At 52.1% G+C, this 26,272-nt stretch carries 23 protein-coding genes and 1 pseudogene; 9 read left to right on the forward strand and 15 right to left on the reverse strand.

The window, feature by feature from the left end:
- Positions 1-206 precede the first annotated feature (206 nt).
- The gene (nhaD, locus tag NH461_RS19125) at positions 207-1,631 is read right to left on the reverse strand and encodes a sodium:proton antiporter NhaD (RefSeq protein WP_261604194.1); all 1,425 of its coding nucleotides are present in this window, start codon (positions 1,629-1,631) and stop codon (positions 207-209) included.
- Between the two features lie 238 nt (positions 1,632-1,869).
- Between nhaD and NH461_RS19130 the strand changes: the two genes are divergently transcribed.
- Positions 1,870-3,081, forward strand: a complete 1,212-nt coding sequence (locus tag NH461_RS19130) for a D-alanyl-D-alanine carboxypeptidase family protein (RefSeq protein ID WP_261604195.1) — start codon at positions 1,870-1,872, stop codon at positions 3,079-3,081.
- Positions 3,082-3,179: 98 nt separating this feature from the next.
- On the opposite strand, the gene NH461_RS19135 is transcribed toward NH461_RS19130, so the two are convergent.
- The 5 genes from NH461_RS19135 to NH461_RS19155 form a co-directional block, all read right to left on the reverse strand.
- The gene (locus tag NH461_RS19135) at positions 3,180-3,305 is read right to left on the reverse strand and encodes a hypothetical protein (RefSeq protein WP_261604196.1); all 126 of its coding nucleotides are present in this window, start codon (positions 3,303-3,305) and stop codon (positions 3,180-3,182) included.
- Between the two features lie 126 nt (positions 3,306-3,431).
- Positions 3,432-5,126 carry an HTH-type transcriptional regulator SgrR gene (sgrR, locus tag NH461_RS19140; RefSeq protein WP_261604197.1) on the reverse strand — a complete coding sequence of 565 codons (1,695 nt, stop codon included), beginning with the start codon at positions 5,124-5,126 and terminating at the stop codon, positions 3,432-3,434.
- 272 nt (positions 5,127-5,398) lie between these two features.
- Positions 5,399-6,493, reverse strand: coding sequence for an ABC transporter permease (locus NH461_RS19145; RefSeq protein ID WP_261604198.1), 1,095 nt, complete (start codon positions 6,491-6,493; stop codon positions 5,399-5,401).
- On the reverse strand, positions 6,490-7,416 hold the full coding sequence (locus NH461_RS19150; protein ID WP_261604199.1) for an ABC transporter ATP-binding protein: 927 nt from the start codon (positions 7,414-7,416) through the stop codon (positions 6,490-6,492). The genes NH461_RS19145 and NH461_RS19150 overlap by 4 nt, the downstream gene beginning before the upstream one ends.
- Positions 7,413-8,360, reverse strand: a complete 948-nt coding sequence (locus NH461_RS19155; RefSeq protein WP_261604200.1) for an HlyD family secretion protein — start codon at positions 8,358-8,360, stop codon at positions 7,413-7,415. The genes NH461_RS19150 and NH461_RS19155 overlap by 4 nt, the downstream gene beginning before the upstream one ends.
- A gap of 308 nt (positions 8,361-8,668) precedes the next feature.
- On the opposite strand from NH461_RS19155, the gene NH461_RS19160 reads away from it, so the two are divergent.
- The gene (locus NH461_RS19160; protein ID WP_261604201.1) at positions 8,669-9,061 is read left to right on the forward strand and encodes an NUDIX hydrolase; all 393 of its coding nucleotides are present in this window, start codon (positions 8,669-8,671) and stop codon (positions 9,059-9,061) included.
- Positions 9,062-9,129: 68 nt separating this feature from the next.
- Here the strand turns inward: NH461_RS19160 and NH461_RS19165 are convergent, their stop codons facing one another.
- The 4 genes and pseudogenes from NH461_RS19165 to NH461_RS19185 all read right to left on the reverse strand — a co-directional run bounded on the left by NH461_RS19165 (position 9,130) and on the right by NH461_RS19185 (position 12,522).
- On the reverse strand, positions 9,130-9,819 hold the full coding sequence (locus NH461_RS19165) for a DUF47 domain-containing protein (protein WP_261604202.1): 690 nt from the start codon (positions 9,817-9,819) through the stop codon (positions 9,130-9,132).
- Positions 9,744-10,778: pseudogene (locus tag NH461_RS25850) on the reverse strand (inorganic phosphate transporter). The gene NH461_RS19165 and the pseudogene NH461_RS25850 overlap by 76 nt, the downstream one beginning before the upstream one ends.
- 638 nt (positions 10,779-11,416) lie before the next feature.
- Positions 11,417-11,698 carry a peptidylprolyl isomerase PpiC gene (gene ppiC / locus NH461_RS19180; protein ID WP_261604205.1) on the reverse strand — a complete coding sequence of 94 codons (282 nt, stop codon included), beginning with the start codon at positions 11,696-11,698 and terminating at the stop codon, positions 11,417-11,419.
- Between the two features lie 137 nt (positions 11,699-11,835).
- Positions 11,836-12,522, reverse strand: coding sequence for a VC0807 family protein (locus NH461_RS19185; RefSeq protein ID WP_261604206.1), 687 nt, complete (start codon positions 12,520-12,522; stop codon positions 11,836-11,838).
- A 168-nt stretch (positions 12,523-12,690) separates the two neighbouring features.
- Between NH461_RS19185 and NH461_RS19190 the strand changes: the two genes are divergently transcribed.
- Entirely contained in the window at positions 12,691-14,235 is a 1,545-nt protein-coding gene (locus NH461_RS19190; RefSeq protein WP_261604207.1) for a glutamate synthase-related protein, read from the forward strand.
- A 109-nt stretch (positions 14,236-14,344) separates the two neighbouring features.
- Positions 14,345-14,884, forward strand: coding sequence for a hydrolase (locus NH461_RS19195; protein ID WP_261604208.1), 540 nt, complete (start codon positions 14,345-14,347; stop codon positions 14,882-14,884).
- 76 nt (positions 14,885-14,960) lie between these two features.
- On the opposite strand, the gene NH461_RS19200 is transcribed toward NH461_RS19195, so the two are convergent.
- Together NH461_RS19200 and NH461_RS19205 are read right to left on the reverse strand one after the other, a co-directional pair.
- Positions 14,961-15,713, reverse strand: coding sequence for a dimethyl sulfoxide reductase anchor subunit (locus NH461_RS19200; protein WP_261604209.1), 753 nt, complete (start codon positions 15,711-15,713; stop codon positions 14,961-14,963).
- Positions 15,714-15,836: 123 nt separating this feature from the next.
- Positions 15,837-17,246: an MDR family MFS transporter gene (locus tag NH461_RS19205; RefSeq protein WP_261604210.1), complete on the reverse strand. Its 1,410-nt coding sequence runs from the start codon at positions 17,244-17,246 to the stop codon at positions 15,837-15,839.
- Positions 17,247-17,351: 105 nt separating this feature from the next.
- On the opposite strand from NH461_RS19205, the gene NH461_RS19210 reads away from it, so the two are divergent.
- Positions 17,352-18,272, forward strand: a complete 921-nt coding sequence (locus NH461_RS19210) for a LysR family transcriptional regulator (protein ID WP_261604211.1) — start codon at positions 17,352-17,354, stop codon at positions 18,270-18,272.
- A 179-nt stretch (positions 18,273-18,451) separates the two neighbouring features.
- Positions 18,452-19,576, forward strand: a complete 1,125-nt coding sequence (gene nagA / locus NH461_RS19215; protein ID WP_261604212.1) for an N-acetylglucosamine-6-phosphate deacetylase — start codon at positions 18,452-18,454, stop codon at positions 19,574-19,576.
- Positions 19,577-19,743: 167 nt separating this feature from the next.
- Here the strand turns inward: nagA and NH461_RS19220 are convergent, their stop codons facing one another.
- Entirely contained in the window at positions 19,744-20,133 is a 390-nt protein-coding gene (locus NH461_RS19220) for an NADH:ubiquinone oxidoreductase (RefSeq protein ID WP_261604589.1), read from the reverse strand.
- Between the two features lie 580 nt (positions 20,134-20,713).
- Between NH461_RS19220 and NH461_RS19225 the strand changes: the two genes are divergently transcribed.
- The gene (locus NH461_RS19225) at positions 20,714-21,658 is read left to right on the forward strand and encodes a chemotaxis protein CheV (RefSeq protein ID WP_261604213.1); all 945 of its coding nucleotides are present in this window, start codon (positions 20,714-20,716) and stop codon (positions 21,656-21,658) included.
- Positions 21,659-21,852: 194 nt separating this feature from the next.
- On the opposite strand, the gene NH461_RS19230 is transcribed toward NH461_RS19225, so the two are convergent.
- Positions 21,853-22,080 (reverse strand): hypothetical protein, encoded by a 228-nt coding sequence (locus tag NH461_RS19230; protein ID WP_261604214.1) that lies wholly within the window; start codon positions 22,078-22,080, stop codon positions 21,853-21,855.
- Positions 22,081-22,098: 18 nt separating this feature from the next.
- Positions 22,099-22,881, reverse strand: coding sequence for a sortase-associated OmpA-like protein PdsO (gene pdsO, locus NH461_RS19235; RefSeq protein WP_261604215.1), 783 nt, complete (start codon positions 22,879-22,881; stop codon positions 22,099-22,101).
- A 246-nt stretch (positions 22,882-23,127) separates the two neighbouring features.
- On the opposite strand from pdsO, the gene pdsR reads away from it, so the two are divergent.
- Both pdsR and pdsS read left to right on the forward strand, forming a co-directional pair.
- Positions 23,128-23,814, forward strand: coding sequence for a proteobacterial dedicated sortase system response regulator (pdsR, locus tag NH461_RS19240; protein ID WP_261604216.1), 687 nt, complete (start codon positions 23,128-23,130; stop codon positions 23,812-23,814).
- Complete coding sequence (gene pdsS / locus NH461_RS19245) at positions 23,802-26,069, forward strand: proteobacterial dedicated sortase system histidine kinase (RefSeq protein ID WP_261604217.1); 2,268 nt, start codon at positions 23,802-23,804, stop codon at positions 26,067-26,069. Before pdsR ends, pdsS begins: the two co-directional genes overlap by 13 nt.
- Positions 26,070-26,272 lie beyond the last annotated feature (203 nt).

Raw genomic sequence — 26,272 nt, forward strand, 5'->3', positions numbered from 1 at the left:
GCCTCCACGATTCCCCGACCCATTTTAAGTTTAGTCAAGCCGCAGTGACCCAGATAAGAATTCACAAAAACAACACAAATATTCAACATTATTTTTGAGGAAGATCATAGAAAGCGTAAGTAACAAAGCATACAGCCCTTTTGCCGCGCGCTAAGGGCTATATGCTTATCAGTTCCGGTTCACGATGATGTCACGTCACCAGTAAATTAGAAGAGATGTTGATTCATCAACAGATGGCAGACGATACTCCCGACATACCCCAAAGCAATCACCGGCATCCATTTCAGGTGACCGACGAAGGTGTATTTGCCGTGTGCAGCTCCCATCAGTGCGACACCGGCAGCCGAGCCAATCGACAACAGACTACCGCCGACCCCGGCAGTCAGCGTCACCAGTAACCAGTTCCCCGCTGAAAGTTCAGGTTGCATACTTAACACCGCAAACATCACCGGGATGTTATCAACAATGGCTGAGAGTACACCGACCATAATATTGGCCCAGACCGGATTCCATTGTGTATACATGATTTCCGATACCATCCCGAGATAGCCCAGCAAGCTGAGTCCTCCGACACACATCACAACCCCGTAAAAGAACAACAGGGTGTCCCACTCGGCATGAGAAACCCGCTTAAAGACATCAAATGGCACCACAGAGCCTAGTCGTCTTAAAGCCGCCTCATCATTATTAGCCAGGGCAACCGCACGTTTCTTCGCCAGTGAACCCGGTAACGTTTTACGCAGGAAAAATCCGAAAAATTGCAGATAACCCAAACCCATCATCATGCCAACCACCGGTGGGAAATGCAGCATCCCATGGAAGCCAACAGCTGTAGCGATGGTCAGAATAAACAGCAGCACAATACGGCGTGCTCCGCGTTTGAGCTCAATATACTCACTGAGGGCATCGGGCTGTGTCTTCGGCACAAACAAAGACATGATCAACGCCGGGATCAGGTAGTTCACCAGCGAGGGGATAAACAGATCGAGGAACTCCATAAAAGAAAGCAACCCCGCCTGCCAGACCATCAGCGTGGTAATATCCCCGAATGGGCTAAACGCCCCACCTGCGTTGGCCGCGATGACAATATTAATACATGCTAGGTTGATAAAGCGGCTATTCTCACCTCCAACCTTCATTACGACGGCGCACATCAACAAGGCAGTCGTCAGGTTATCCGCGACAGGAGAAATGAAAAATGCCAGCATTCCGGTTAACCAGAACAGTGCCCTGAAATTAAAGCCTTTACTGACCATCCAGGATTGCAGCACATCGAAGAGTCGCCGCTCTTCCATCGCATTGATATACGTCATGGCCACCAGCAGGAACAGCAACAGTTCGGCGTATTCCAGTAAGTTATGCTCCAGCGCTTCTTTCGCAGCTTCGGCCTGCCCCATCTGCTGATAGACTACACCAATCATCAACCAGATAATCCCGGCCGCGAGCAATACCGGTTTTGACTTGCGTAGCTGTAAGTATTCTTCCCCCATCACCAGGCAATAAGCCAGGCCAAACACCAGTAAGGATGCGTAACCGACGGTCGATTGCGTCAAGTCGAGCTCTCCGCCGGCGGCCAGGGCCGGTGAAGCTAACAAGCTGCCGGCGAATAACCATAAAAATCTTGCTTTCATGCTCTGTCCAACTCCATTTGCAACTGTCCTGCAGCCAGTGTACACATCCCCTGATGGCATTAACGTGAACACCTCAACAAGTTCCTGAAAAGTAACAACATAGCTTTAACAAGCACGCTTATTTCTTGACAGTTTGCTTAATCAACAGATGAACAAACAGGTAAAAATTATCCTGCACTTTGCAAGTTTTTACTAAGCTCAATAGAGCGTTACCACTTGCGATGAAGGGTTTAGAGCTATGAAGTTTAAGAATTTCCTAACCATCCTCCCCCTGTTATCAACGCTCTGTGTCTGCCTCCCTGCATTTTCGGAAGAGAATACCGCCATTCCCACCCCACCCGAAGTTGCTGCCAAAGCCTGGGTGCTGATGAGCTACGACTCCGGACAAATCCTGGCCAGTGACCATGCACATGACCAACTGGCTCCGGCCAGTCTGAGTAAAATCATGACCAGCTATGTTGTCGGGCAAGAACTGAAAGCCGGCCATATCTCTGCAGATGATCAGGTGGTGATCAGTGAAAATGCCTGGAGCCAGAAATTTCCCGGCTCATCCAAGATGTTTCTCGATGTCGGCGATGAGGTCAGCGTGCATGACCTGAACCGTGGTGTGATCATTTCTTCCGGCAACGACGCAACCGTTGCCCTGGCTGAACATGTGGCCGGACATCAACCCGCCTTTATTGAAATGATGAACCGCTATGCTGAAAAACTGGGTATGGACAACACCTACTTTGCGAACCCACACGGGCTGGATGCCGACGGTCAAGCCACAACCGCCTATGATATGGCATTGTTGACCCGCGCTTTTATTCGGGATCTCCCTGATATTTATCCGTTGTTCAAAGAAAAGTCTTTTACGTTCCATAAAATTAAACAAGGGAACCGTAACGCCCTGTTGTGGGATACGACGCTCAATGTCGACGGGGTCAAAACCGGTTATACCAAGCAAGCCGGCTACAGCCTGGTTTCTTCCGCTGAGCAGAGCGGTCAGCGCTTGATTGCGGTCGTCATGGGCACTGAAAGCGTCAGCGCCCGCAGTACCGAGAGCAAAAAACTGCTCACCTGGGGATTTCGCTTCTTTCAGGACATTACCCCGGAATTCAAACCCTCAGATCTGGACACCCTGAAAGTCTGGTACGGCAGCCCTTCCCGTATTCGCCTGGAAGTTGCGGATGGCGGGACCATCACTGTCCCGCGCCGCCAGCGCAAAAACATCGAGTACAAAGTTTTTTATGACAATGACCTTGAAGCGCCGGTAGAAAAAGGCCAGCAAGTCGGCAAAGTGGAATGGTATCTGAACGAGGAACTCCTGACAGAGCAGCCCATTTTAGCTGCAGAAAGTGCAGCATCTGCTCCCTGGTATCAATCGATGATCGATGTGGTGTGGCGTCCGATTGGTCAATGGTTCAGTCGTCAGGACTGGAAACCTGAACTGACCACCAGCCAATAGCAAGGCAATACCAAAGAAGCGGCAAGGCAATTACGAAACAAAAAATCAGGGCGGGATCATCCCGCCCTGTTCGAAAGGGTTACACTCCGGCACGCACGTTATTCGAAGTCATTCAAATCTTCATTATCCAACCAGTCTTCGACATCCAGCTCAATGTCATCCTGGTAATCATCCCAGCTATTGTCTTCTGTCAGATCGACATCTTTCGGCTCAAAGTCAAGCATCGTCTCTTCTCCGTCGCAATCAGTGGCTTTGACCCTCTCTTTGTAATCACCCGGGATGACAAAACGATGACCGAAACGTGCCTGTGAGATGACAATCGATGGCTGCTGAAACAACATCAAAAACGACTATTGGGTCGGCTTCACCCACACGGATTTGAAATCAAACCAACCCATTGAATTGGATTGCATTCCCTGAATTGAGCCATTGTTATCGACGCCAAGCCAATTATGGAACAGCGGTAGGATCTGTCCACTTTCCACCAGACTCGCTCCAATTTGCTGACAAGGTGACGTCTGTTGCTTGTCGGCACGCCAACGCACCACGGCCTGATCCAGAGCCTCAAATTCTTCTTCCGGCATCACCCGGGCAATGTGATCAAAGCTGTAGAACCAGGACAGGATCGCATCATCCCGATAATTGCTCAGGCTCATTCCGCCGAGCCAGATATCAATCTTATCCGCATGTTTGCCCGATTGAATTTCCCCGGTCGAAAGCTCCAGTTCCTTGAGCTTGATGCCATCGGCGGACAGGATATCCCGAATCGCTTCAGCCACATGCGGATAAACCGGATGTTGCTGCGGATAGGCCAGCGTGACAATCCGCTTGGATGGCGGCGGCACAATTGTCTGACTCAGTGGGACATGTGCCCAACCCGGCAACAAACCATAGGCGTTGATTAAGCGGAAATCACCGATTTTGTCCTGGTGCAAACGCTGCATGATATTCAGCGGCGTCAGGTGTGTGCGCAAATAATCCAGCCATGCCTGCTGACTGGCCAGGCCGTTGATACGATTGATCAGCAGATAGTTACAGCCCTCGTCCAGCTTGAGTCGGGCCGATACGGTCATCTCCTGCAACTGGCTGCCCTCGGTCATCGGCTGGAGAAAACACGATGCGACTTCCGACAACATCCAGATATCGACCACATCGATCAACGCCCGCAGCCCGAAATACTGATCGAAGGCTTCAAGTTTAAACCGCTGTTTGTCATTCTGGAGCACCCGGTACGGGCCGGTTCCAATCGGGAACAGCTCATTTTCCCTATCGTGATCGGTATCCGCCGGCTGGATCACCGCCAGTAGGTTCGCCATTAGCGCCGGCAGCCGGTGATCATCCCGGTTCAAATGAATATCAATGGTATTGCTGAACGGTGAGTCAACCTGGCTGAGATGCCGGAACAGACGATGCTTACGGACCTGCTCCAGGGTCACGATGATATCCTGGTTGTCGAGCAAACGGCCGTCATGGAATTTGACCGCCGGGCGAATATAGAACCGCCAGTGCCGCGGTGACAGAGCTTCCCAGTGATGGGCCAGGTCGCCTTCGACTTCCTCTTTTTCCTCATTAATGCGGGTCAGGCCGTTGAAGATTTGGCGGACCAGATGCTGCTCGGAGCGACGCAACGGATGCAGCGGATTCAAATTACTGAAAGGCCGGTAGTACGGTAAGCGGAGAATTTGTCGCCCCTGGGCCGTAGTATGTCCCAGTTGTTCCTGAATTAACTGCGCCAGCTTGTCCGCGTTGTTGCCCAGCGCTTCCAGAGCAGGTTCCAGCTTCCCTTCGGCGACCAGTTTACGGGCATGCATGTATTGTAGTTCGGTGTCTGAACTTTGGAAAACCAGCTTTGACTGCTTCCCCCGGCCGACGGCAGGCTGCCAGTCGATCCAGCCCTTCTCCACCATTTTATTGATGACCATGCGCACATTACGGCGGGTACAGAACAGGACTTCAGCAATATCCTGCAAGTTTGTCTCACAATCTTCGCCGGAATAGTGATTGTAAAGACGCTGGAACTGGGCTTTCAGTCGCTGACTGCTCATAAAAGAGGAACCTTAATATTTTATTTGTTCTGTTTTTAACTTCCTATTTTAACGTAACAATAACCGAGTACAACACGTAACCCCGATTGTGACGGCAATTCACTTGTCGACGATCTGTATCCGTGTTTATTTTAAGTGGCCGGGACCGGAATCCAGCAATTTTACCCCCATTCAATTGTGAACTTCATGAATGTGTCCCGGCCACCTTTTTTAACTCAGCAACGTATACCACCACAGCAGCATGACAATTGGATGTCCAGCACTTCCCGACACTAATCCAATGATTTCTTGAATCGCAGTGACGCCAACAGTAAGCCCAGCATGTTAAAACCAACCATCCACAACGCATCACGCCAAAGTTCCATCAAATCAGCACCGCGCAAGACAATCCCACGGATCATGCGCATAAAATGCGTCGCGGGCAGGACTTCTGCAATCCACTGCGCCACATTCGGCATCGCCTCATAGGGGAAGATAAACCCGGACAACAGAATGGATGGCAGCAGGATAAAGACCGTCATCTGCATCGCCTGCAGCTGGGTTTGTGCCACCGTTGAAATCATCAACCCCAGCGTCAAACTGGCCGCAATAAACAGCAAAGTGCCCAGCAACAGTTGAGACAGCGCCCCGTTGATCGGAACATCAAAAATCAGGTGTCCCAGACCGAGAATAATCCCCACCTGGATCAGGCCAACGAAGATGTAAGGAATGATCTTCGCAATCATCAGTTCCAGCGGCCGGACCGGCGTGGTGATCAGCAGTTCTAAGTTGCCCCGCTCACGTTCACGGACAATTGCAGCCGAAGTAAACAGCACCATAGTCATGGTCAGGATCACCCCGAGCAGCCCCGGCACAATATTCACGGCTGAACGCCGGGACGGGTTAAAGTACAAAGCCACTTCAAAGGTCGATGCGCTGGGTGGCTGGTAATTCGCCAGCTCTTGCAGAGGCATGCGTTGCAGCTGCAACAGTGCGGAGCTGACCATAGTATCAGAGCCATCCACCAGCCATTGGCCGACCGTCTCCCGCTTCACAATGCGCTGGGTCAGATCCGACGGCAGCACCAGCGCCGCCCTGACCTGCCCCGTATTGATCGCCTGTTCGGCTTCCACCACCGTCGGGAAATGCCGGGTCACCGTCACCACTTGCGTCGCTTTTACTGCTTCGGTGATCACCCGCCCCACCGCAGAATGGCTTTGATCCACTACGGCCACCGGAATATTCCGCACATCGGTATTAATGGCATAGCCAAACAGCATCAGTTGGATCAGCGGGATCATCACCACCATCCCAAAGGTGATCCGATCCCGGGACAGCTGGCGGAGCTCTTTGATCATGATGGCGCTCATCCGGAACACGCTTTTCATTGTCGTCCCTCCCCGGTACTGGTCACAAACACATCTTCCAGACTCGGCCGGGCGAGACTCATTTCACAGTGCGCCAAATGAGGAAATTCCGATACTAACCAGCGCAGCGGATCAGCCACTCGCTGGTCAATCAGCACCCGCAGCCGGATCCCCAGTTGTGCGGCAGAGCGCACTTCCGGCTTTTTCAACAAATCCGTTTTCAACGAACGCAATTGATCAGCCAGCACTTCCACCACATTGACGCCCATACTGTTCATCAAGGCTTCCGGCGGCCCGTCGGCCCGTACTACGCCCGCTTCCATAATTGCCAGACCGTGGCAACGCTCGGCTTCATCCATATAATGGCTGGTCACCAGAATCGTGGTGCCCTGATCGCTGAGATCAAACAATTTTTCCCAGAAGTCGCGCCGGTTCTCCGGATCGACCGCAGACGTCGGCTCATCCAGGAACAGCAAGCTGGGCCGGTGCATGGTTGCCGCTGCCAGACCTAAGCGCTGCTTTTGCCCACCACTCATACTTCCCGCACGTTGCCGCGCCATGCGGTCCAGACCGTAGGTCGAAAGCTGCTCGGCGATCCGCGCCTTCTGCTCCTTGCGTGACATCCCAAAGATCTGGCCGATAAAATCGAGGTTTTCCCGCACCGTCAAATCTTCATAGAGAGAGAATTTCTGGGTCATATAGCCGATGCGCAGCCTGAGCGCCTCAGCTTCACGGGGAATATCCAGTCCCAGCACCTTAACGCTGCCGGCGGTCGGGCTCAGCAAGCCGGTCAGCATCCGGATGGTGGTCGACTTCCCGCAGCCGTTCGGACCTAAAAAGCCATAAATGCTGCCTTTCGGCACTTTGAGATCCAGACTGTCGACAGCCGTAAAGTCACCAAACTTTCGCGTCAACTGCTCCGCGACAATGGCAAAGTCCGTCATAGCGGCATCTCCACCTGCACCGGCACCCCGGCAGGCAAACTCTTGGCCTCTTGCGGCAAATCGACTTCTGCCAGATAGACCAGACGAGCGCGATCCTGTTCGTTCAGTGCGTAGTACGGCGTAAATGCAGGCTCCGTTGCAATCCAGCGTAAAGTGCCAATATAGCTCTGCTCCAAACCATCAATGTGAACCGTGAGTACATCGCCCGCCTTCAACCGGATCCGGTAAGGCTCCGGCACATACACCCTGGCATAAGGGACCGTATCGGCCTGAATGCCGGCGACAATACTCCCGCTGCTGACCCGCTCCCCCACGTTATACGGCAGGCTGTCCAGCACGCCGTCCCGCGTCGCAACCACGGTCAAATCTTGCAAAATCTGCTGCTGTAACACGACTTCCGCCTGGGCTGCTTCCAGCGCCGCTTTGGCCTGGGTAATATCTTCCGGGCGCTCCCCGCTGGTCAGTTTGGCCAGTTGCTCGCGGGCGGAGCGATAATCGGCCTGAGCTGCGTCCCGTTCAGCCACGGCTTTGTCCCGCTCTGAATAGCTCACCAACCGCTGCTCAACCAGACGCGCAATCCGGCCATAGTTACTGTTGGCTTCGCGTAACGTTGCTTCAGCTCGCACCAGATTCGCCTGAGCCGCAGCAATATCTTCCGGGCGCTCCCCGTTGGTCAACCGTAGCAGATAAGCCGCAGCTTTTGCTTCTTCGGCCTTCACCCTTGCAAGGACCGCCAGTTGCTGCTTGTCGTCAAGCCTCACCAGCACCTGGCCCTGCGTGACAAATTCGCCTTCTTTGATTGGTTGCTCCCGCACGATTTCACTGGAAGTGGCCGTTAGTGTGACGCGGTCACGCTCCAATGTTCCCAGCGCCTCCGTCGGCACCTGCTCCCCACAGCCAAATAACACCAGGGCAGCCAACCCAAGGACTGATATCCGTTTCATTTTATTCACCGCATTTCGATTACCTTTATTCAAAGTGTACGCCCTTGCTGTGAACAGACAATTGATTTAATTCGCGAAAATCCAGGCTTTGTTGAATAGTCCACAACGGCCAATCCCACTAACGATTGTCCTGTTTACAAAAATGTTGAGTGTATCCCTGAACAGAGCAAAACGAATAATAACGAAAGTGCAACAATTTGAATATGGAGGCAGATACTGTAGACTGAGCCACGTCGCAAGAGGACAACCATGCTGTCGTAGCGACATCCGAACGAGATGGGATAAACGATCACTTTCAGGAGGTTGATATGCATCAGTTGAAAAGCGTGGCATGGCTTCACCAGGATGGCGATAAATTGCTGTGTGTGAAAACCAAAGGAAAAGACAAGTTCTTCATTCCTGGCGGCAAACTCGAAGCTGGTGAAACCAACGAGCTCGGCCTGCAACGCGAGATTCAAGAAGAATTAGGGATTGAATTGAAAGTCGATACGATCCGCCATCAATTTTCGATCGAAGACATTGCATACGGTTTAGACAACACGCAACTGACCATGCATTGTTATACCGCAGACTTTCGCGGGGAACTTGCACCGAATGCAGAAATTGAAGTGATGGAATGGTTCGATCTTTCCCAAATTGATTTATGCGCCCCTGCCGCCCAAAAAGCACTCATTCGGGTTTCGGGAAGCCAGTCTCGCTGACTGTGAACGAGTGGTTTAGTTGTCGTGATACGATGAATTTGGTCACCGGATAAGAGATGTTATCAAGCTCACATGAGCTTGATCGCCATATCCTCCAGCGTGTTGGCTGTAACGTGCATGCGCTTTGCAATTTCCTTCAACTGAGACAGAATTTCATTATGAATAATAATGTGCTTCACATCTTCTTGTTCTAACAGCTTCGCAACATGCTGAGCCCGGTATTCCACCACTAGATCATACTTGTCATGAATCAATGCGATGCTGGGCAGTTCTTTTTTAGTGAGTTGCTTGAACCCATCTTCCAGCAGGCTTGCCATCTCTTTAAGGAGTTCAAAGATATCACGATAAACATCCAGCGTTTGTTTATCGTGAAATGCATCCACTTCAACAACGAAGTGTTTCACACTGAGCGCTATCCAATCGAGCTGGGTGATGATACGGAACACGGATTCCTTATCATAAGGAGCAATAAAGACATCCAGCAGTTCCTTCATATTTTTGTCCTTAATCGCACTGGTTTCGCTGGTATCGTTATTGATAGCATTGAAAGCCTCTTTTTCATGAAGAATGTAGGCGGCATAGAGGTCGTGCACGATGTTTCTGGTGGCCAAAGTCTGGGCCTGCAGTGCCGCGACTAAATCTACATCTTTGGGCAGAATGAATTTCTGTATAAACCCCATGTTCACCCCCACAGTTTGATAAACAGGAAACAATACAACCAGCCCAGCGCCATGGATACGGGTACATTCATCAACCACCCTGCGACGATCCCCCGCGCCGTGCGCCACTTCACATGCTGCGGCTTTTCTGCCGCACCATTCCCCAGCAACGTTGCCGTCACGACTTGCGTGGTCGAAGTCGGGGCACCACTGATGGTGGCAATGGTATTGACCAGTGCAGAACCCAGTTGATTAGCCACTGAATGAATGGTCCTCACACGAAACAGACCGAAGCCGAGCGTTTTGATAATACGCCAACCACCAAACATGGTCCCCAGAGTAATGGCCGAGGCACACAAAAAGATAGCCCACACCGGAATGGAAAACTCGGCTGTGGCGCCGCTTGCCAGTAACATCATACCGATGACAGCCATGCCCTTCTGTGCATCATTGGCGCCATGGGAAAACCCGAGCCAGGCGACACTCACATATTGGGAAAGAATAAAGACTTTATTTATCTTCGTCGTCGTTCGGCGCAGCATGAGAAAAAACAGCTTCAGCACCAGATAACCGATGACAAAGCCAAAGAAAGGCGACACAAACAGCCCCACAACGACCTTCATCACGCCCTCAAGCTACCCGTTCTGTAAAGCCGTCACACCCCAGGCGATATGCGCACTGCCCACGCAGTAGAGCCCAGCCCCCACCAGTCCGCCGGCAAGGGAATTGGAAGATGACGAGGGAAAGCCCAACCACCAGGTAACCAGATTGTAGGACACAGCAGCCAGCAGGGCTGCAATGACCAGGCTTTCACCTTTGATGGTGGTTACAGCACTCACATCTACAAAGGTGCCCACGGTATCCGCGACTGCCAAACCCACGGTGAAGGGGGCAATAAAGGTGAAAAAGGTAACAATACCGATAGCCATTCCCGGTTTCATCGCGCGCGAGGCGATCGCAGTGGCCACCATATCGGCAGCGTCGTGGAAGCCGTTGGTAAAATCGAATGCTGCGACCAGAACGACCACGAGGACCAGTAATATCGTCGCCAAATCCATGTCTTATTCTCACAGGATTTTACGTTTAGGAATCATGCAAATAAAAAGGTCGGGACTCGTGAAAATTATTTTCCACGAAACAATGAGCGGCAGAGACGAGAGGCAGAAACCAATAATCTCAACTATTGGAAATAATTGATGTCCCACCGCTAAATCAGCCACCAATATCTATTTAACTGAAATAACAATAATCATAGACAAGCATGACTGACCTATCAATTTGTCATTGAAATTTGAATCAAACATAATCTAAATTAGATTTCTGGTTACTCAACAGACAGTTGAAATCTCGTCCCCGCTCGCTAAAAGATGTCTGTCACTCTCTGATATTGTCGATATACAGTGAGTTGATACATTGGATGACTCGAACCTGATCCCTCAAATATGGCGCGTTTAAAATCATGCCCAGAAACCTCATCAATTGAATCGACTTGGTATAGACGAAATCAGCCTGTGAACATCCTGCGCAAGGCTGTTCAAAAGATAGCCAGTCATTCAGGCGAGTTCTGCGTGGTCCGGACAAACAACGAAAGAGCTTACGAAGGGTGAGATTCAATAAAAGGAGGGAGAGCGGACACGAGTACAACAAGCCCGTGCCCTGACGTTTTCTACATCAATCGCAGAAGGTGGTGAATCGATTAAGTCCGGTACAGCACCTTAATGATGTGATACCCGAACTTGGTTTTGACCGGTCCGACTGGTTCCAGGACTTTGCCGGTGAAAACGGCTTTGTCGAACGCCGGGACCATGGCACCTTTGCGGAACTCACCCAGATCGCCGCCCCGTTTGCCGGATGGGCAGGTGGAATATTTCTTTGCCAGCGTCTGAAATTTCGCGCCTTTTTTCAATTGCTTCAGGATATCGTCGGCTTGTTCTTTGTGTTTAACCAGAATATGAAGCGCTGCTGCTGTTGAAGCCATAATCGCAAACCTAATGTCACTTATCAAAAACGGGCAAAGTGTGCGATAAATCACGGCGACAGGCAAGCACCTGGCAATAAAAAACCAGCCGCCGGGGCTGGTTTTCAGAATCAACGGGGTGGATTACCGCGCGAGTTCTACTGAGTTTTGAAAATCTGCGCGGTTTCAAGCTGCGTCATCTGGCGGATTTGACGCCACATGAAGTAGAAGATCCCCATCATCATCACCATGGATGGAATGGCGATCATCGGATAACTCAGCAGCGTCATCTTACCCAACTCTTCATTGAAAGCTTGTGTGCCGGATGGGCTGGTCACAATCGTGGTCGCCAGCACGTAGTTCATCACAGAGGAGAAGACAAACGTACCCGAGAACAGGTAGTTAGATTTAATCAGACACCGGGCGAAGTCTTTCTCTTTGCCGTGCTCTGTCAGCTTTTGCTTGATAACATCCAGGTTCAGGACCGTATCGTTGAACAGCAGTTTGCTGACAACCGGGTACTTAGTGAACGTGGAGATGAATACCCCGGCACCAATCAAACCCGGGATCAGGGCTTCTTTGACAGCCAGCCATTTAGCATCCAGTTCCAGTAGTCCGATACCACCGGTCAGCAAGACGCTGACAAAACCCAACAGCGAGATAAAGTTAAACTTTTTGTATTTAATCAGCTCATAGCCACCCAGGACCACAGGAAATGCCAGTGCCACCAGCAGGGCCATCAGAGAGCCCAGATGCTCTTCGCCACTGAGTTTCATCAGCACGACAGACGGGACGATGACGTTAAAAATCAAATCGGTCAAAGGGTTTGCTTTTTTTTCAGCCATAATTCTACAAACGTTACCTAATAGTTAATGCGCGCCCATTGTTCCGCGAATTGATGCGGCTGTAAAGAGCGCGTGCCTGCAAATTCGCCCGTCCTCCCCCATACTCTATCAACAACCCCATCAAAAACGTGTCTGGATTCACGACGTTGCCGGTATGGAGGAAAAAGCATGAGCAAACCTGTCGTTGCCAATAACCAGCCTGTTAAAGTTAGTTTAGTTGAGGGCAAAGAATATTACTTCTGTCGTTGCGGCCGCTCCGCCAACCAGCCATTTTGCGACGGCTCTCACGCCGGCACTGACTTTACCCCGAAGAAATTCAAGGCTGAAAAAAGCGGCGATGCATACCTGTGTGCCTGCAAACATACCGCGAACGCCCCCTTCTGCGACGGCACCCATCGGCGCTTCAGTCCTGAAGATGTCGGCAAAGAAGGCCCGGGCCCCTCTGCCGACAAACAATCCATGCCGGAAGCCAAACCCACCAAAGAAGAGCCAACCGTGGCTTTTATTCACCAGCTGGCACGTGAAGGGCTTGCGGGGATGGGGAAACACGGTCCGATGACCGCGATGGGCGTTCCTCGCTACCTATTGCCCGACTGGAACGACATTCAGATCATGGTGGCTCAGATGGCAACCAAGCCCCTGCTGGATGAAGCCAAAGTCGGCACCGAGCTGGTGATTGGTCCCAGGGCCAAGCGCCCGCTGGTGTTGGATATTCCGCTGCTAGTGTCCGATATGAGCTTCGGCGCCTTATCCGAAGAAGCCAAAATCGCCCTGGCAATGGGCGCTGAGCAAGCCGGCACCGGGATCTGCTCCGGCGAAGGTGGCATGCTGGCTGAAGAGCAACAAGCCAACAGCCGGTATTTCTACGAACTAGCCAGTGCCAAATTTGGCTATCACGAAGGCTTGTTACCCAAAGTGCAGGCCTTTCACTTTAAAGGTGGCCAGGGGGCTAAAACCGGCACCGGCGGTCACCTGCCCGCGGCAAAAAACATCGATAAAATTGCCAAAACCCGTTGTCTGGAGCCAGGGACCGAAGCCATTTCACCGGCCACCTTCACCGACTTAAAAACCGCTGCTGATTTTGCCAAATTTGCCAATCATGTTCGCGACCTCACCGGCGGGATCCCGATCGGCTTTAAGCTCAGTGCCAATCATATCGAACGGGATATGGGCTTTGCGCTGGAGGCTGGGGCCGACTACATCATTCTGGACGGTCGCGGCGGCGGCACCGGGGCAGCGCCGCAGATTTTCCGCGATCATATCAGCGTGCCGACGATTCCTGCCCTGGCCCGGGCACGCTATTTTCTCGATAAACAAGGCATGTCGGATCAGGTCACGCTGATCATCACCGGCGGACTCAGAACCCCGATGGATTTTGTCAAAGCACTAGCCTTGGGGGCGGACGGGGTTGCGATCGCCAACAGTGCCATGCAGTCGATCGGCTGCGTCGCGGCCAGGATCTGTAACACCAACAACTGCCCTGCGGGTATCGCCACTCAAAATGCCGACCTGCGCCAGAAACTGAATCCGGAGAAAGCTGCGCACCAACTGACCAACTTTCTCACCGCCTCGACTGAGCTGATGAAAGTGATGGCGCGCGCCTGTGGTCACTGCCATTTGAATCAATTCGACAAGGACGATCTGGCGACCTGGGATCATGAGATGGCACGCCTGGCCGGGATCGAGTTCTCGGGGTTCAAGCAACGGGATTAATGGTGTGATGATAGCCGGGTCTGGCTCACAGTTAGACGATAATCCAATAGAGAAGCTGGCAAAAGCAACTATGCTAACTGCTTGTAACGCCATATAAAAGGACACAATCATGCTGAATGCAAACGATACCACGCTTGTCATTGTCGATGTTCAGGGCAAACTTGCGCAACTCATGGATGAGCGGGATTCTCTGTTCCGTAACTTAGAAACGCTGGTGAAAGGTGCCAAGGTACTCGAACTGCCCATCGTATGGGTTGAGCAGTTGCCGGATAAACTTGGCCCGACTATCCCGCAGATTGCCGACCATCTTCAACAACACGCGCCCATCGCCAAAAACAGTTTCAGCTGTTACAAATCACCGGAATTTGTCTCAGCCTTAGCGGCAACCGGTCGCAAGAGTGTCATCGTTGTCGGGATTGAAGCGCACATCTGTGTCTACCAGACAGTCAGAGAATTGCTGGATGCCGGATACCATGTTGAAGTGGTGGCCGATGCAGTTTCCTCGCGCCAGGCCAACAACCGACAAATCGCCCTCAACAAAATGCAACAAGCCGGTGCCGGCCTCACCTGTACCGAGATGGTCCTGTTTGAGCTACAAGCGATTGCGGAAGGCGAACAGTTCAAAGAGATCCTCAGCCTGATCAAGTGATACCGCTAAAAAAAAGAAAAGCCGGTGAATTTCTTCACCGGCTTTTCTGTCCATTCTGATTGAATCTCCGCTTGGATTAACCGATCCCGGCTCCCAAAGCGGACCCAGCCACCAACACCAGGGCGAATGTCATCACCGGCAGCGCCGGCTTGCTTTTCGTCAACATCGGCATCAACCAAACACCAACCGAAGCCAGCAACAAACCCAGACTCAGCATCTGCGCAACAAACAGCCCAGCCGATTGCTCCACGTCACCAGCCAGGGTGGCCAGTTGTGGCACGCCTACGAGAAAACAGATCACCGCGATGCCAGCGCCCAGCTTCGGCAGATAACGGTCTACTTCCGCGACTTTGTGCTCGGCTTTCACCAGTGCCGCGTGAGCCAGAAGCGCCCCGCCGCACAAGGTAGTCGCCGTAAAGTGAACCACTTCCTGCCAGTGTTCGTCCCGAATCCAAACGCCGTGTCCCAAATACCCTAGCCCACATAGCATCACCAACAACAGCCCAGCTTTGCGGAGTGCGTCGCTGGCAAACAACGCTTTTTCCGCAAACCAGTAGAGCAATGCCATCGCAAAAAAGACAAAGATCAGCATAGCTTCCCGGGTAAAGCTGTAGCTGTCATCGCGCGACTGCAACATAAAATCAGCTTCACGGAAGACGATTGCCACGAACAACATCAACCAGAAGACCGGCATGGTTCGATGAAGGCGATCACTTTGACCAAAACAGAGTCGGCCGCTGAAAATCAACAGCCCCAGCACAATAAAAGCACCAATGGTTAATTGAGCCAGCACGCTGGACAGGATCAGCGGCCAATCACCCCAAGTCATATTCATCCTCTCTAGTTGCCGCCCCACAGCAGCAAAAACTAACAATGCTCAAAAGGAGGCGTATTGTGCCTCAGCACACGATGATCTGCCAAACGGGATCAAGCCGTTATTCCTGACTAAAGCTTATTTCGATTCATCAGCCGGTTGCGACGAGGAGATTTTCACCTCACGCGACAACGCCTGTCCCTTGAGGGCAACTACGGTTGCAATCAAGGCGACCGCCCCCACCCCGGCCATGCCGACATAAATCAGGCTGAATGCCTGCGCCAAGCGTTGCGGATCAATCGCATCCGGGCTCAGAGTGCTGCCTTCGCCGACAACCACCGGCACTTTGCTGTGAAACAACATGGCACAAATCGCCACGCCAATCGCACCGCCCAATTCCCGGCCGTAGTTGAACATGGATGTCCCGATCCCGCGGTCCTCCGGCGGCAACACATTCTGCACCACGACACTCAATGACGGTAAGGTCAATCCCAGTCCTGCACCCGCCAACGCCAGTGCCACCACCGGCAACCAGCCGAGATACAGGGCAAACAAGCCGACGGCCGCAAAGAAGAAGCCTACTACGACGAATGACTTGTAATAACCGGTTTTCGCGATTCGGCGGCCTCCCAGATAAGCACCTCCCGTGATGCTGACCATAAAGGCCATCATCATCAAACCACTGTCAAAAGCCGACATCCCCTGTTGCCACTGCATCTGAAGCGGCAGATACACCAACACCGCAAACATCAGCAACTGAGAGCAACAAATCAGGATCACACTGGTGAGGTAACCCGGCAACTTCGCCAGTCTGCCGGGCAAAATGGGATCGTGAACCTTTCGCTCCACCAGCACCAATGCCATGACAAACACAACGAACAGAACAATCACGCCGGTGCGATCAAAGGTTAATTCCGGTGAAAGCATAAGAAGTAAGAGCGTCGTGAGTACCATCAACAATCCGGCACCGATCCAGTCGAAAGGGCTTTGGCGTCCCTGATTCAGGTGTTTCAGATTAGTGTTGATCAGCCACAACGCCAGGCCGCCCAGCGGCAGGTTGATCCAGAACACCCAGCGCCAGCTAAGCTGCTCGGCGAAAAAGCCCCCCAGCAACGGCCCGGCAATACTGGACACCGCATAAACTGCGGAGATATAGCCCTGGTATTTCCCGACCTCTCGTGCAGGAATGCTGTCGGCTATCACCGTAAAGGCCAAGGCAATCAAGCCACCGCCGCCAATGCCCTGCAGTATCCGGGAAGCCACGAGTGAAGTCAGATCCTGAGACAAACCACAAGCAACAGAGCCCAGTACAAATAAGATAACGCTCATATTGAGCATTTTGACCCGGCCAAAAATATCACTCAGCTTGCCGTATACCGGCAAGACCGCCGTCGCCGCAAGTAAATAAGCCGTGATCACCCAGGTCAATGCCTGCCCGGCCCCCATCTCTTGCCCGATGATCGGCAATGGCGTGGTAACAATACTTTTTTCTAAAGATCCCAGTGCAATCACTAAAGCGACACTAGCAAAAATCGTTTTTGGCGACATGTATCCTCCTTCTTGTGGCGACGGCAAGCATAATGCAACTTTAAACTCTCGAAAATAGGATATAATGAACCTCAAAGTTCCATAAATGGGATCTTCAGCGAGACGATGAAACTTGATGATTTAGAACTTTTCCTGGCGGTAGTGAAATCGGGCAGCTTTGCGGCTGCCGCACGTAAAAAGAATATACCCACCAGCACCCTCAGCCGCCGGGTCCAGCAGCTCGAGACCGATACCGGGCGTAAGCTGCTGCTGCGGCATGCCAAAGAGATGAGCCTGACCAAAGATGGCCAGCTCTTCGTACAACAGTTCTCTACACTGTTTGACGATATCGAAACCCGACTGATCAATATTGCTGAAGAGAAGGAGCAGCTGTCCGGTTTAATTGTGATGAACTCGCCGATTAATCCAATCCAGCATCCGATTGGTCAGCTGGCGCTGGAGTTCGCCCGTCTGCATCCGAAAGTTCAACTGCGCTTTCAGCTTGGGAACCAACTGGATTACTACATGCGGGGAGACATCGATATCGCGCTGAGATTTGGCAAACAGCCGGCATCTGACTGGATCCAGAAATGGATCGCCCACAATCCATCCCTGCTATGTGCCAGCCGTGAATACCTCGACACGCACCCGCCGGTGACGCATCCCAACCAACTGCATCAGCATCACCTGTTAACCTCGAATCCGGCACATAAATGGTTCTTCCGCCACCCCGACGGCGAAACCTTCCAGATGGTCCATAACGCCCGGATTCAGTCCGATGAGCTGGAGTCGGTCCATTACGCCGCGGCGGCGGGATTCGGGATTGCCAAGCTACCGGAATGGTATGCCACGGAGCTCATCCACCGTCATGAACTGGCAGCAGTTATACCGGAATGGCAAATGGAAGGCACAGACCTAGTGATCCTCCATCCCCAGCGCAAACTGTTATCCGAGCGTGCGCTGGCCCTGATTGACTATATCAATACCCACTGGACCGGCGTCACCTCAACGTCTTTGTTAACCCGAGAACACCGTCGTGAAACATGATTACAACATATAATTTGATATTCAATACAGATTTATCGCCGATGTCTTGACTCGACCTTACATGGACCGCTATCTTATTTTATATAGAAAAATAAGTAATTCCGGTCCTCGACACCGCGCTCATGGCGCAGTCAAATACCCGTGCTCGAGGTGAGTCTGACTTGATAAATGAGAAACTTATGTTTGCCATAACCCACGTTGATGTATTTGACGGCCGCCGCACGATCAAAGATCAAGCGATTATCATCGAAGGCGATACAATTCAAACCGTCTGCCCAATGCAAGAGGTTCAGTTGCCTGCAGCCACCCTGGATGCCAGCGGCCTGACGGCTACAGCCGGTTTTATCGACATTCAATTGAACGGCTGTGGGGGCGTACTGTTGAATACCGATATCCGACAGTCAACGCTGGATATCATGAACCAGACCAACCTGCGTCACGGCACCACCCAATACCTGCCGACATTTATCACCAGTGACCAAGAGCCCATGCACAAGGTCATCGACCTGATCGGAGATATCGAAGCCCGGGAAGCCCAGGGAATTCTCGGCCTCCACCTGGAAGGGCCTTTTATTAGCAAAGCTAAAAAAGGCGCGCACGATCCGATTCATATTCGTCACCTCGACGAAATGACCGCCTATTATCTGGCTGATCATGCCGATAAAATTAAGGTGATCACTTTAGCGCCGGAAAACTGCGAACAGTCCGTCATCAATATTCTGACCGAGGCCGGCATTACGGTATCAATGGGCCACACCAACGCCCGATATGATGAACTGCTCAATAAGCATGGGATCACCATGGCCACCCACCTGTTTAATGCCATGAGTCCTTTTGGCTCTCGTGAACCTGGCGCCGTCGGGTATGTTTTTGACAAAAAACCCTACGCCGGGATTATTGTGGATGGGATCCACGCTGACTTCGCTTCGGTTCGGATCGCGCATCAGGTATTAGGCGATCGCCTGTTTATGGTCACCGATGCGGTGACGCCAGCCGGGACGGACATGGCAGAGTATGACATGGCCGGCACCAAAGCCTATGTCACGGCCGGAAAATGCCACTACGCGGATGGCACGATTGCCGGCGCCGCAATTACCATGATTGAAGGTGTGAAAAACCTGATCCACGAAGTCGGGGTCAGCCGGGAAGAAGCGTTGCGGATGGCCAGCCTCTACCCTGCGCGCGCGCTGAATATCGATGATGAATATGGAAAAATCGCCGCCGGGTATAAAGCCAATATCACGCTCTTGACCCCCGCGAATGACGTGCACGGCGTCTTCCAAATGGGCGTTCAAAAAGTGTAGCCCGCAGTGACGTACTGCAAAGTTGCACTCATGGCCGCTATCCCCGGCCACGAACGTGCAATGCACGGCAGCCTGAAACGAGCAATAAATACGAGTTGGTAATGAGAAAAAAGCGAGCCGAGGCTCGCTTTTTCGTTGAAATTCTTTTGTTATTTATCCGGTAAATATTAGTTCTGCGTAGCAAGCTGAGTCATGGGCCCCGCAGGAGCTGCCGCTTTCACCCGCGCCATCTGGAACTCACGCAGCCTTGAATACAGGTAAGTCACCACAATCGAGAAGAACAGGTAAGACAGTGCAAACACAATCGGCGAGTTAATCAACTTCGCTTCCATCCCCCACATAACGCCAGTGATGGTAACGCCCATTTTCGCCATCATCCCCATCAGTAGCATCAGCAAAGCCAATTGCGGGTAACGAGTCGAGCAACGGAATGCCAGCCAGTACCCCGTACCCACCGCCATTGCGGCGATACCAAAACCGGCCATAAATGAATGAAAATGTTCGCCGGAAAGTACGCCACCGACAGTAGACAATAGGAAAATCAGCACGAACTTCATGGTTTCACCCCAACCCAAATCACAAATAACACAACTTTCGACCAGAATTTTCTTTACCGGGCTATTTTCCCATGACTTGTACATTTTTCATACTCACCCCCACCCGAACGAATCCTGATAATTTGCATAATTTTCATTTATTTACATTTTGTAACAAGCTAACCGCATGATTCATCGAGCACGGTAAGATCTAAGTTAAAACATTGTTAATATTGTTTAGTTTTGTAAGTTATCTTTTCTAAGCCGAGTTTGACCTTAATTTATTTCAACTCGAAGCAAAAATATTTCAATTGCACAGCGAGAAGTATCAAGGATGACGTAGATTTGTTTATTAAATATGGAATTTAAGATTTGAGTTTTGCAGCGCCAAAAACGTGAACCCGCCCTCGTGTAACGAACCGGCACCGAATTGACGTCACACTCCCGAAGCATATGTGACCAGGCTCATAATAAGCGCAATGCGATCGTTATCAAGCTCTCCAATCGCTATCCCCAACCGATTAAAGGCGTGACAACACAAGAATGTGGCACTTATAATCCGATGAAGTAATTAACAATTCTAAGAGCAGTCGGGCAACCTATGGCCAATATTCTCGATTCCGTTGATCAGCGCACGCAGCTTGTTGGTGAGAACCGTTTAGAGCTCCTTATCTTTCAACTGAACTCTGCTCAGCTGTTTGCAATCAACGTGTTCAAAGTCAAAGAAGTCGTCAAACTTCCCAAGTTGAACAGCCTCCCCGGCTCTCACCCCAATATTACCGGTGTCGCCTGTATTCGCGGCCTCTCTATTCCGGTGATTGACCTGCGCCAGGCAATTGGCATGCGTGCGACCGAAACCGGGGGTGAGCAAAACATGATCATCACCGAATACAACCGGACCATTCAGGCGTTTCTGGTCGGTCAGGTCATGAACATCGAAAATTTGACCTGGAAAGATATTCAGCCGCCACCAAGTCAGGTTGGCCGCAACAACTACCTCACGGCCATCACCAAGCTCCAGCGGGGGGGGATGGATCGCCTGGTTAGTATTATTGACGTTGAAAAGGTACTGGCAGAAATTGTCGATTATGATGTCCAGATTTCTGAAAATGTCCTCGATAGCGAAATTGCCAACCACTTCCACGGCCAGAAAGTACTGATCGTCGATGATTCATCAACGGCGCGCGCGCAAATCCGCGATACCCTGTCACAACTCGGTTTGCAGGTAATTGAAGCCAGCAATGGCTTGATTGCCCTGAATATGCTGAAAAAATGGTGCGATGAAGGCAAACACATCAACGACGAATTGCTGATGATGTTCACCGACGCCGAAATGCCCGAGATGGATGGTTACAAGCTCACCCATGAAATCCGTAATGATGAACGCATGAAAGATTTGCATATCGCCCTGAACACCTCACTCAGTGGTAGTTTCAATGAGGCGATGGTGAAGAAAGTCGGCTGTGACCGCTTTATTTCTAAATTCCAGCCGGATCTGTTGGTTGAAGTGGTTCAGGAACGCCTCAGAACGGTCCTGTCAGCCTGATTCCTGCCCCTGTTGCAGCGGCTCATGATTCGTTTTGAGCCGCTGATTCAGTGCCGAGCCATCGGCTCTCCCTTCTGTTTTTCTGTTTTCCTCTATCTCCTTGCTCTCGCACATTCCAGTCCTCCGACGCCTAGCAGTAAATCAGGCTGAAATGGAGAACGGATATTTTCAGGAACAGTGCAATCCACTGTGATTCATCCCAACACATTTGAGTACTCCTTCTGGGTAGGATCCATCTTGATGACCGCCTCCCCCAGCGAGGCCAGGGATTGCCAGGCCCGCAGGGTTTCCCCATGGAGAATATCAATCTGTTGTGCCCGGACATCGCCGGACTTCACCACCAGTTGCAACACCAGCAACGCCAGGATACAAAGTGGAAGCACCCAACTCGGTGCTCCCTTTGCTGAAGTGTGTTTCATCATCAACCCTCTTCCATCCCCTTAGTTGGCATGTGCTGTCTGCACGGCGTCCAGAGAGCTGCGCAACGTGACACGACGATCGAAGAAGTCGCCTTCAAAACTCTGCTCGGCTTTCAGCGGCTCCTGATCCCCAAAAGCTGACGCAAACACTTGCTGCGGGTCGATTCCACGTTGTTCCAGATAGGTTCGGACCGCTTCAACCCGGCGCTTAGACAGCTCGTAGTTTTTGATACTGTCACCACGGCGATCGGCGTAGCCCGACAGCTCCCAGCTCACTTCCGGCGCTTGCTTCATCAACTCAGCCAGTTCGTCCAGTTGGGCCATAAACACGGGTTCAATCTCAGCCGAACCTGTCCGGAAGTGAACATTCATTTCCAGGCCCAGGTCTATTGGACGCGCTTCCTGATCCCGCTCTGCCAGGCGGGCCTGAATCACTTCCTGTTGCAGGCGGGCCAGCTCAGTCTGCGATGAATTAAACTCGGCACTGATCCGCTCAAGCTCAGCATTGCGGGTGGTCAGAAACGCAACTTCCTCCGTTTGCTCCTGAATGTAACTGTCCTGTCCAACCGTGGTGCCGACAATCCCGCCGACGATAGCCCCGACCACCGCACCAGCCGGACCGCCGATCAACGCCCCCATGGCTGCGCCTGAGCCCAGCCCGATCAGTTGCTCATCTTTCGCAACGCCGTAGCTGTTTTGATGCGGGCGATCGGACGACTGGACATTATCCGCATGAGCCGAGGTGGCGACAGTGGATGTGATCAACGTGGTTGCGATCAGTGTTGCAATAAGCTGCTTTTTCATGGTGTGTTCCTCATCGGTGATGTCGTGGCGAAGGGTATCCCTCGCTGCTGTTGATGAGTTCATTTAACCAAGCCGATCTGGCAATCCCGGGGACAAAAAAAGGCAATCTGCTGATCAATTGTGGCAAAAAAAGGGCAATCGCTGCCCTGACCTTTTATCACTTATTTTTTGATGTATAGTCAGCACATTGCCACAATCCGCCACCTGAAAATCATTCGGTCTGGCACCGCGCAGCAAAGGTTTGTTATGAAGAAAATTGCCATTGTCGAAGATGAAACTGCAATCCGCGAAAATTACATGGATGTTCTGGAAAAACACGGCTATCACGTTCAGGGCTTCGATAATCGCCCGGAAGCACAGGCCGCGTTTGAACTCAGCCTGCCGGATCTGGCGATTATTGACATCGGCCTGCAAGGCGAGATAGACGGCGGCTTTACCCTGTGTCAGGCATTGCGGGCCATGTCCCCGACACTACCAATCATTTTTCTGACCGCGCGGGACAGCGACTTTGATACCGTGTGCGGGCTGCGGATGGGCGCAGACGATTACCTGACCAAAGATATCAGCCTGCCGCATTTGGTTGCCCGCATCGCCGCTTTGTTCCGGCGCAGCGATTTGCTGGCCACGCCTTCTGTGCAGGAAACCCTGATAGAGCGCGGCTCGCTCACCATAGATCAAAACAAGATGCAGGTTTTTTGGAACCAGCACCGCATTGAGCTGACCGTGACCGAATTCTGGATGGTGCATGCACTGGCCAAACGCCCAGGCCATGTCAAAAGCCGTCATGATTTGATGGACGAAGCGCAGGTGGTTGTCGATGACAGTACCATTACCTCCCATATCAAACGCATCCGGAAAAAATTCCTGCAGCTTGATCCGCAGTTCGACCGGATCAACACCGTCTATGGTATGGGGTATCGATGGGGCGAGTAAGCACATGGCGTCTCCGCCTGCCGAAACCAACTTTTGGCCTGCGCACCAAAGTGATTCTGATCGCCAGTTTCCTGCTGGTTCTCCCCTGGATCGGCTATAAATTCATTCAGGAAATGGAGCAACTGATGCGCCAGGGCCAGGAGCAAACCCTGATTGGCACCACGCGCGCGGTTGCCACGGCACTGAATGAACGGCCAAACCTGTTCAGCGATCAGGCGAGTTTTCTGGAATCGGTCAAAATCGGCCGCGACCTGTACGCCTTTGATCTAAAAAATCCGATTCAGCTCGACGGCGAACTGAACGACTGGACGGACTATGACGATAAAATGCTCCGTTATGGTCAGGACTATGTTCAGTTCAGCCGAAGACCTTACACGGAAAACAGTATTCGCTTTCGTCACCTGATCGGGAAATATGACGGTTACCTGTATGCCGTTTTTGCAGTCACTGACCGCCACCCGATCCTGCGCCGAAAGAACGCCATTCGGGTCGACCGGAATGACCATCTGATCCTGGCCATGACTTCCCCGGACGGAGAGTTTTTCCGATATGTGATTTCAGCTTACGAAGATGGCTGGGTCAATGCCTGGCAGATCCAGGATGAGATTACCGACACCGCCGCACTGCTAATGCAGCCGCAAATCCAGGGCTACTGGAAAACAACCCAGGATGGCTACAATATTGAGCTTCGTCTGCCACTGTCATTTGTCGGCAACAAGCTCGGCTTTGCGTTTTATGACATTAACAATCGGCAAAACCGGGAAATCGATACCATCATCGGCACCTCCAATACTTCAAACCAAAGCCGCCTCGGCACCGTCCTGGTCCCCTCGCCTGAAATAGAGAAAATTCTTCAGGGCATGGGGCATACCAGTACCCGACTGTGGGTGATCGATCGCCACCAGCGCGTTCTGGCGCAAACCGGCGATATCCAGCAGTCTGACGGGGTTTGGTCCACTTCGGTGAAATATGCCAGCCAGGACGGTTCCTGGTGGTCTGCTGTCGAAGAGAGGTTCCTGCACCCGCTCTATTATCGCTTCCTGCTGAGTAAACCCGAGCCGTTTGAAGATACCAGTCAGGATGCCAACCTGATCCGCGGCGTCCATGTTTCACAAGCCCTGAGCGGCCGGGGATACTCCCACTGGCGTCCGTCAGCCGACGGGAAGGCGATGATCCTGGCAGCGGCCTACCCGATTTGGCTCGGTGAGAACGTGATGGGTGCCGTTGTGGCCGAAGAAACTACCCTCGGGATCCAAACCTTGCGGAACCGGGCGATGGAACAATTGTTCAACGCCATCCTCGCCATTATTGCCATCGGCACCCTGACGCTGTTTTTGTTCGCCTCGAAGATCTCTTCCCGGATCCGCCGTTTGCGTGATGAAGCTGAACAAGCCATCGACAGCCAAGGCCGTATTCGCCAGCCAATCTCGCCGACCCGGGAAACCGATGAGATCGGCGATTTATCCCGTAGCCTGGCCGGAATGGTCGGGCGAATCGGCCAATATAATCACTATCTGGAGAACCTGTCATCCAGGCTGTCTCACGAGTTACGCACCCCAGTCGCGGTGGTTCGTTCGTCCATTGAGAACCTGGCCTTGCAAGCCACCGATGACAGTTCGCAGCGCTATATTTCCCGGGCCCAGGATGGGATCCAGCGTCTCAGTACCATTCTGTCGAGCATGACGGAAGCAACGCGGATCGAACAAAGCCTGCAAGGGGCTGAGAAAGAGCAGTTCCCATTGAACGAATTGGTCGCCGGATGTCTGCAGGGCTATCAGTTGGCCTTCCCGAACCAGCGTTTTGACCTCCGGAACAGCGAGGGGGATATTGAGATTGTCGGCGCACCGGATTACCTGGCCCAGCTGCTGGATAAACTGATTGCCAATGCCGAAGACTTCAGTGCGGATCAGGATGCCATTGAAGTCAGCCTGACTGAAAACACCACCATGGCGATCCTCACCATCAGTAACCGGGGACCGCTGCTGCCTGAAGATATGGCCGATCAGTTGCTCAACTCGATGGTGTCGGTTCGCAGCCAGGAAAAACAAACCAAGCCGCATCTGGGACTGGGGTTATTCATCGCCCGACTCATCACCGACTATCACCAGGGGACCATCACACTCAGAAACCGCAGCGATTCGAACGGTGTTGATGTGGCCATTCACCTGCCGAAAGCTCCCCCGGCAATCGCCATCACAGCCCTGATAAACACTGAGACTTCGGGAGAAGTCGTCCCTCTGCGTTTAAGAGACTGAACGCAATTGCCTAAACGTAAAAAGCACCCTTGTTCAGGGTGCTTTCCTTTCATTCGCCGAGATAAAACACCGGTTCAAGGTGGCAAAACTTCAGCACATATCGCTGCCCAATTCCGGCCAATCAAGTCGAGGCGGAACACGCCAGGGTAAATAAACCTACGGCCGCAGCAATAGCTGCGATGCCCATCAACAGCTCAAATAAG

The organism is Photobacterium sp. TY1-4, assembly GCF_025398175.1.
In the GTDB taxonomy this organism is placed as follows: domain Bacteria; phylum Pseudomonadota; class Gammaproteobacteria; order Enterobacterales; family Vibrionaceae; genus Photobacterium.

What these genes read in the sequence shown, in the direction of transcription:
- nhaD (WP_261604194.1), bottom strand. Translation starts at nt 1,631, where the DNA reads ATGAAAGCAAGATTTTTATGGTTATTCGCCGGCAGCTTGTTAGCTTCA.
- NH461_RS19130 (WP_261604195.1), top strand. Translation starts at nt 1,870, where the DNA reads ATGAAGTTTAAGAATTTCCTAACCATCCTCCCCCTGTTATCAACGCTC.
- NH461_RS19135 (WP_261604196.1), bottom strand. Translation starts at nt 3,305, where the DNA reads ATGCTTGACTTTGAGCCGAAAGATGTCGATCTGACAGAAGACAATAGC.
- sgrR (WP_261604197.1), bottom strand. Translation starts at nt 5,126, where the DNA reads ATGAGCAGTCAGCGACTGAAAGCCCAGTTCCAGCGTCTTTACAATCAC.
- NH461_RS19145 (WP_261604198.1), bottom strand. Translation starts at nt 6,493, where the DNA reads ATGAAAAGCGTGTTCCGGATGAGCGCCATCATGATCAAAGAGCTCCGC.
- NH461_RS19150 (WP_261604199.1), bottom strand. Translation starts at nt 7,416, where the DNA reads ATGACGGACTTTGCCATTGTCGCGGAGCAGTTGACGCGAAAGTTTGGT.
- NH461_RS19155 (WP_261604200.1), bottom strand. Translation starts at nt 8,360, where the DNA reads ATGAAACGGATATCAGTCCTTGGGTTGGCTGCCCTGGTGTTATTTGGC.
- NH461_RS19160 (WP_261604201.1), top strand. Translation starts at nt 8,669, where the DNA reads ATGCATCAGTTGAAAAGCGTGGCATGGCTTCACCAGGATGGCGATAAA.
- ppiC (WP_261604205.1), bottom strand. Translation starts at nt 11,698, where the DNA reads ATGGCTTCAACAGCAGCAGCGCTTCATATTCTGGTTAAACACAAAGAA.
- NH461_RS19185 (WP_261604206.1), bottom strand. Translation starts at nt 12,522, where the DNA reads ATGGCTGAAAAAAAAGCAAACCCTTTGACCGATTTGATTTTTAACGTC.
- NH461_RS19190 (WP_261604207.1), top strand. Translation starts at nt 12,691, where the DNA reads ATGAGCAAACCTGTCGTTGCCAATAACCAGCCTGTTAAAGTTAGTTTA.
- NH461_RS19195 (WP_261604208.1), top strand. Translation starts at nt 14,345, where the DNA reads ATGCTGAATGCAAACGATACCACGCTTGTCATTGTCGATGTTCAGGGC.
- NH461_RS19200 (WP_261604209.1), bottom strand. Translation starts at nt 15,713, where the DNA reads ATGACTTGGGGTGATTGGCCGCTGATCCTGTCCAGCGTGCTGGCTCAA.
- NH461_RS19205 (WP_261604210.1), bottom strand. Translation starts at nt 17,246, where the DNA reads ATGTCGCCAAAAACGATTTTTGCTAGTGTCGCTTTAGTGATTGCACTG.
- NH461_RS19210 (WP_261604211.1), top strand. Translation starts at nt 17,352, where the DNA reads ATGAAACTTGATGATTTAGAACTTTTCCTGGCGGTAGTGAAATCGGGC.
- nagA (WP_261604212.1), top strand. Translation starts at nt 18,452, where the DNA reads ATGTTTGCCATAACCCACGTTGATGTATTTGACGGCCGCCGCACGATC.
- NH461_RS19220 (WP_261604589.1), bottom strand. Translation starts at nt 20,133, where the DNA reads ATGAAGTTCGTGCTGATTTTCCTATTGTCTACTGTCGGTGGCGTACTT.
- NH461_RS19225 (WP_261604213.1), top strand. Translation starts at nt 20,714, where the DNA reads ATGGCCAATATTCTCGATTCCGTTGATCAGCGCACGCAGCTTGTTGGT.
- NH461_RS19230 (WP_261604214.1), bottom strand. Translation starts at nt 22,080, where the DNA reads ATGATGAAACACACTTCAGCAAAGGGAGCACCGAGTTGGGTGCTTCCA.
- pdsO (WP_261604215.1), bottom strand. Translation starts at nt 22,881, where the DNA reads ATGAAAAAGCAGCTTATTGCAACACTGATCGCAACCACGTTGATCACA.
- pdsR (WP_261604216.1), top strand. Translation starts at nt 23,128, where the DNA reads ATGAAGAAAATTGCCATTGTCGAAGATGAAACTGCAATCCGCGAAAAT.
- pdsS (WP_261604217.1), top strand. Translation starts at nt 23,802, where the DNA reads ATGGGGCGAGTAAGCACATGGCGTCTCCGCCTGCCGAAACCAACTTTT.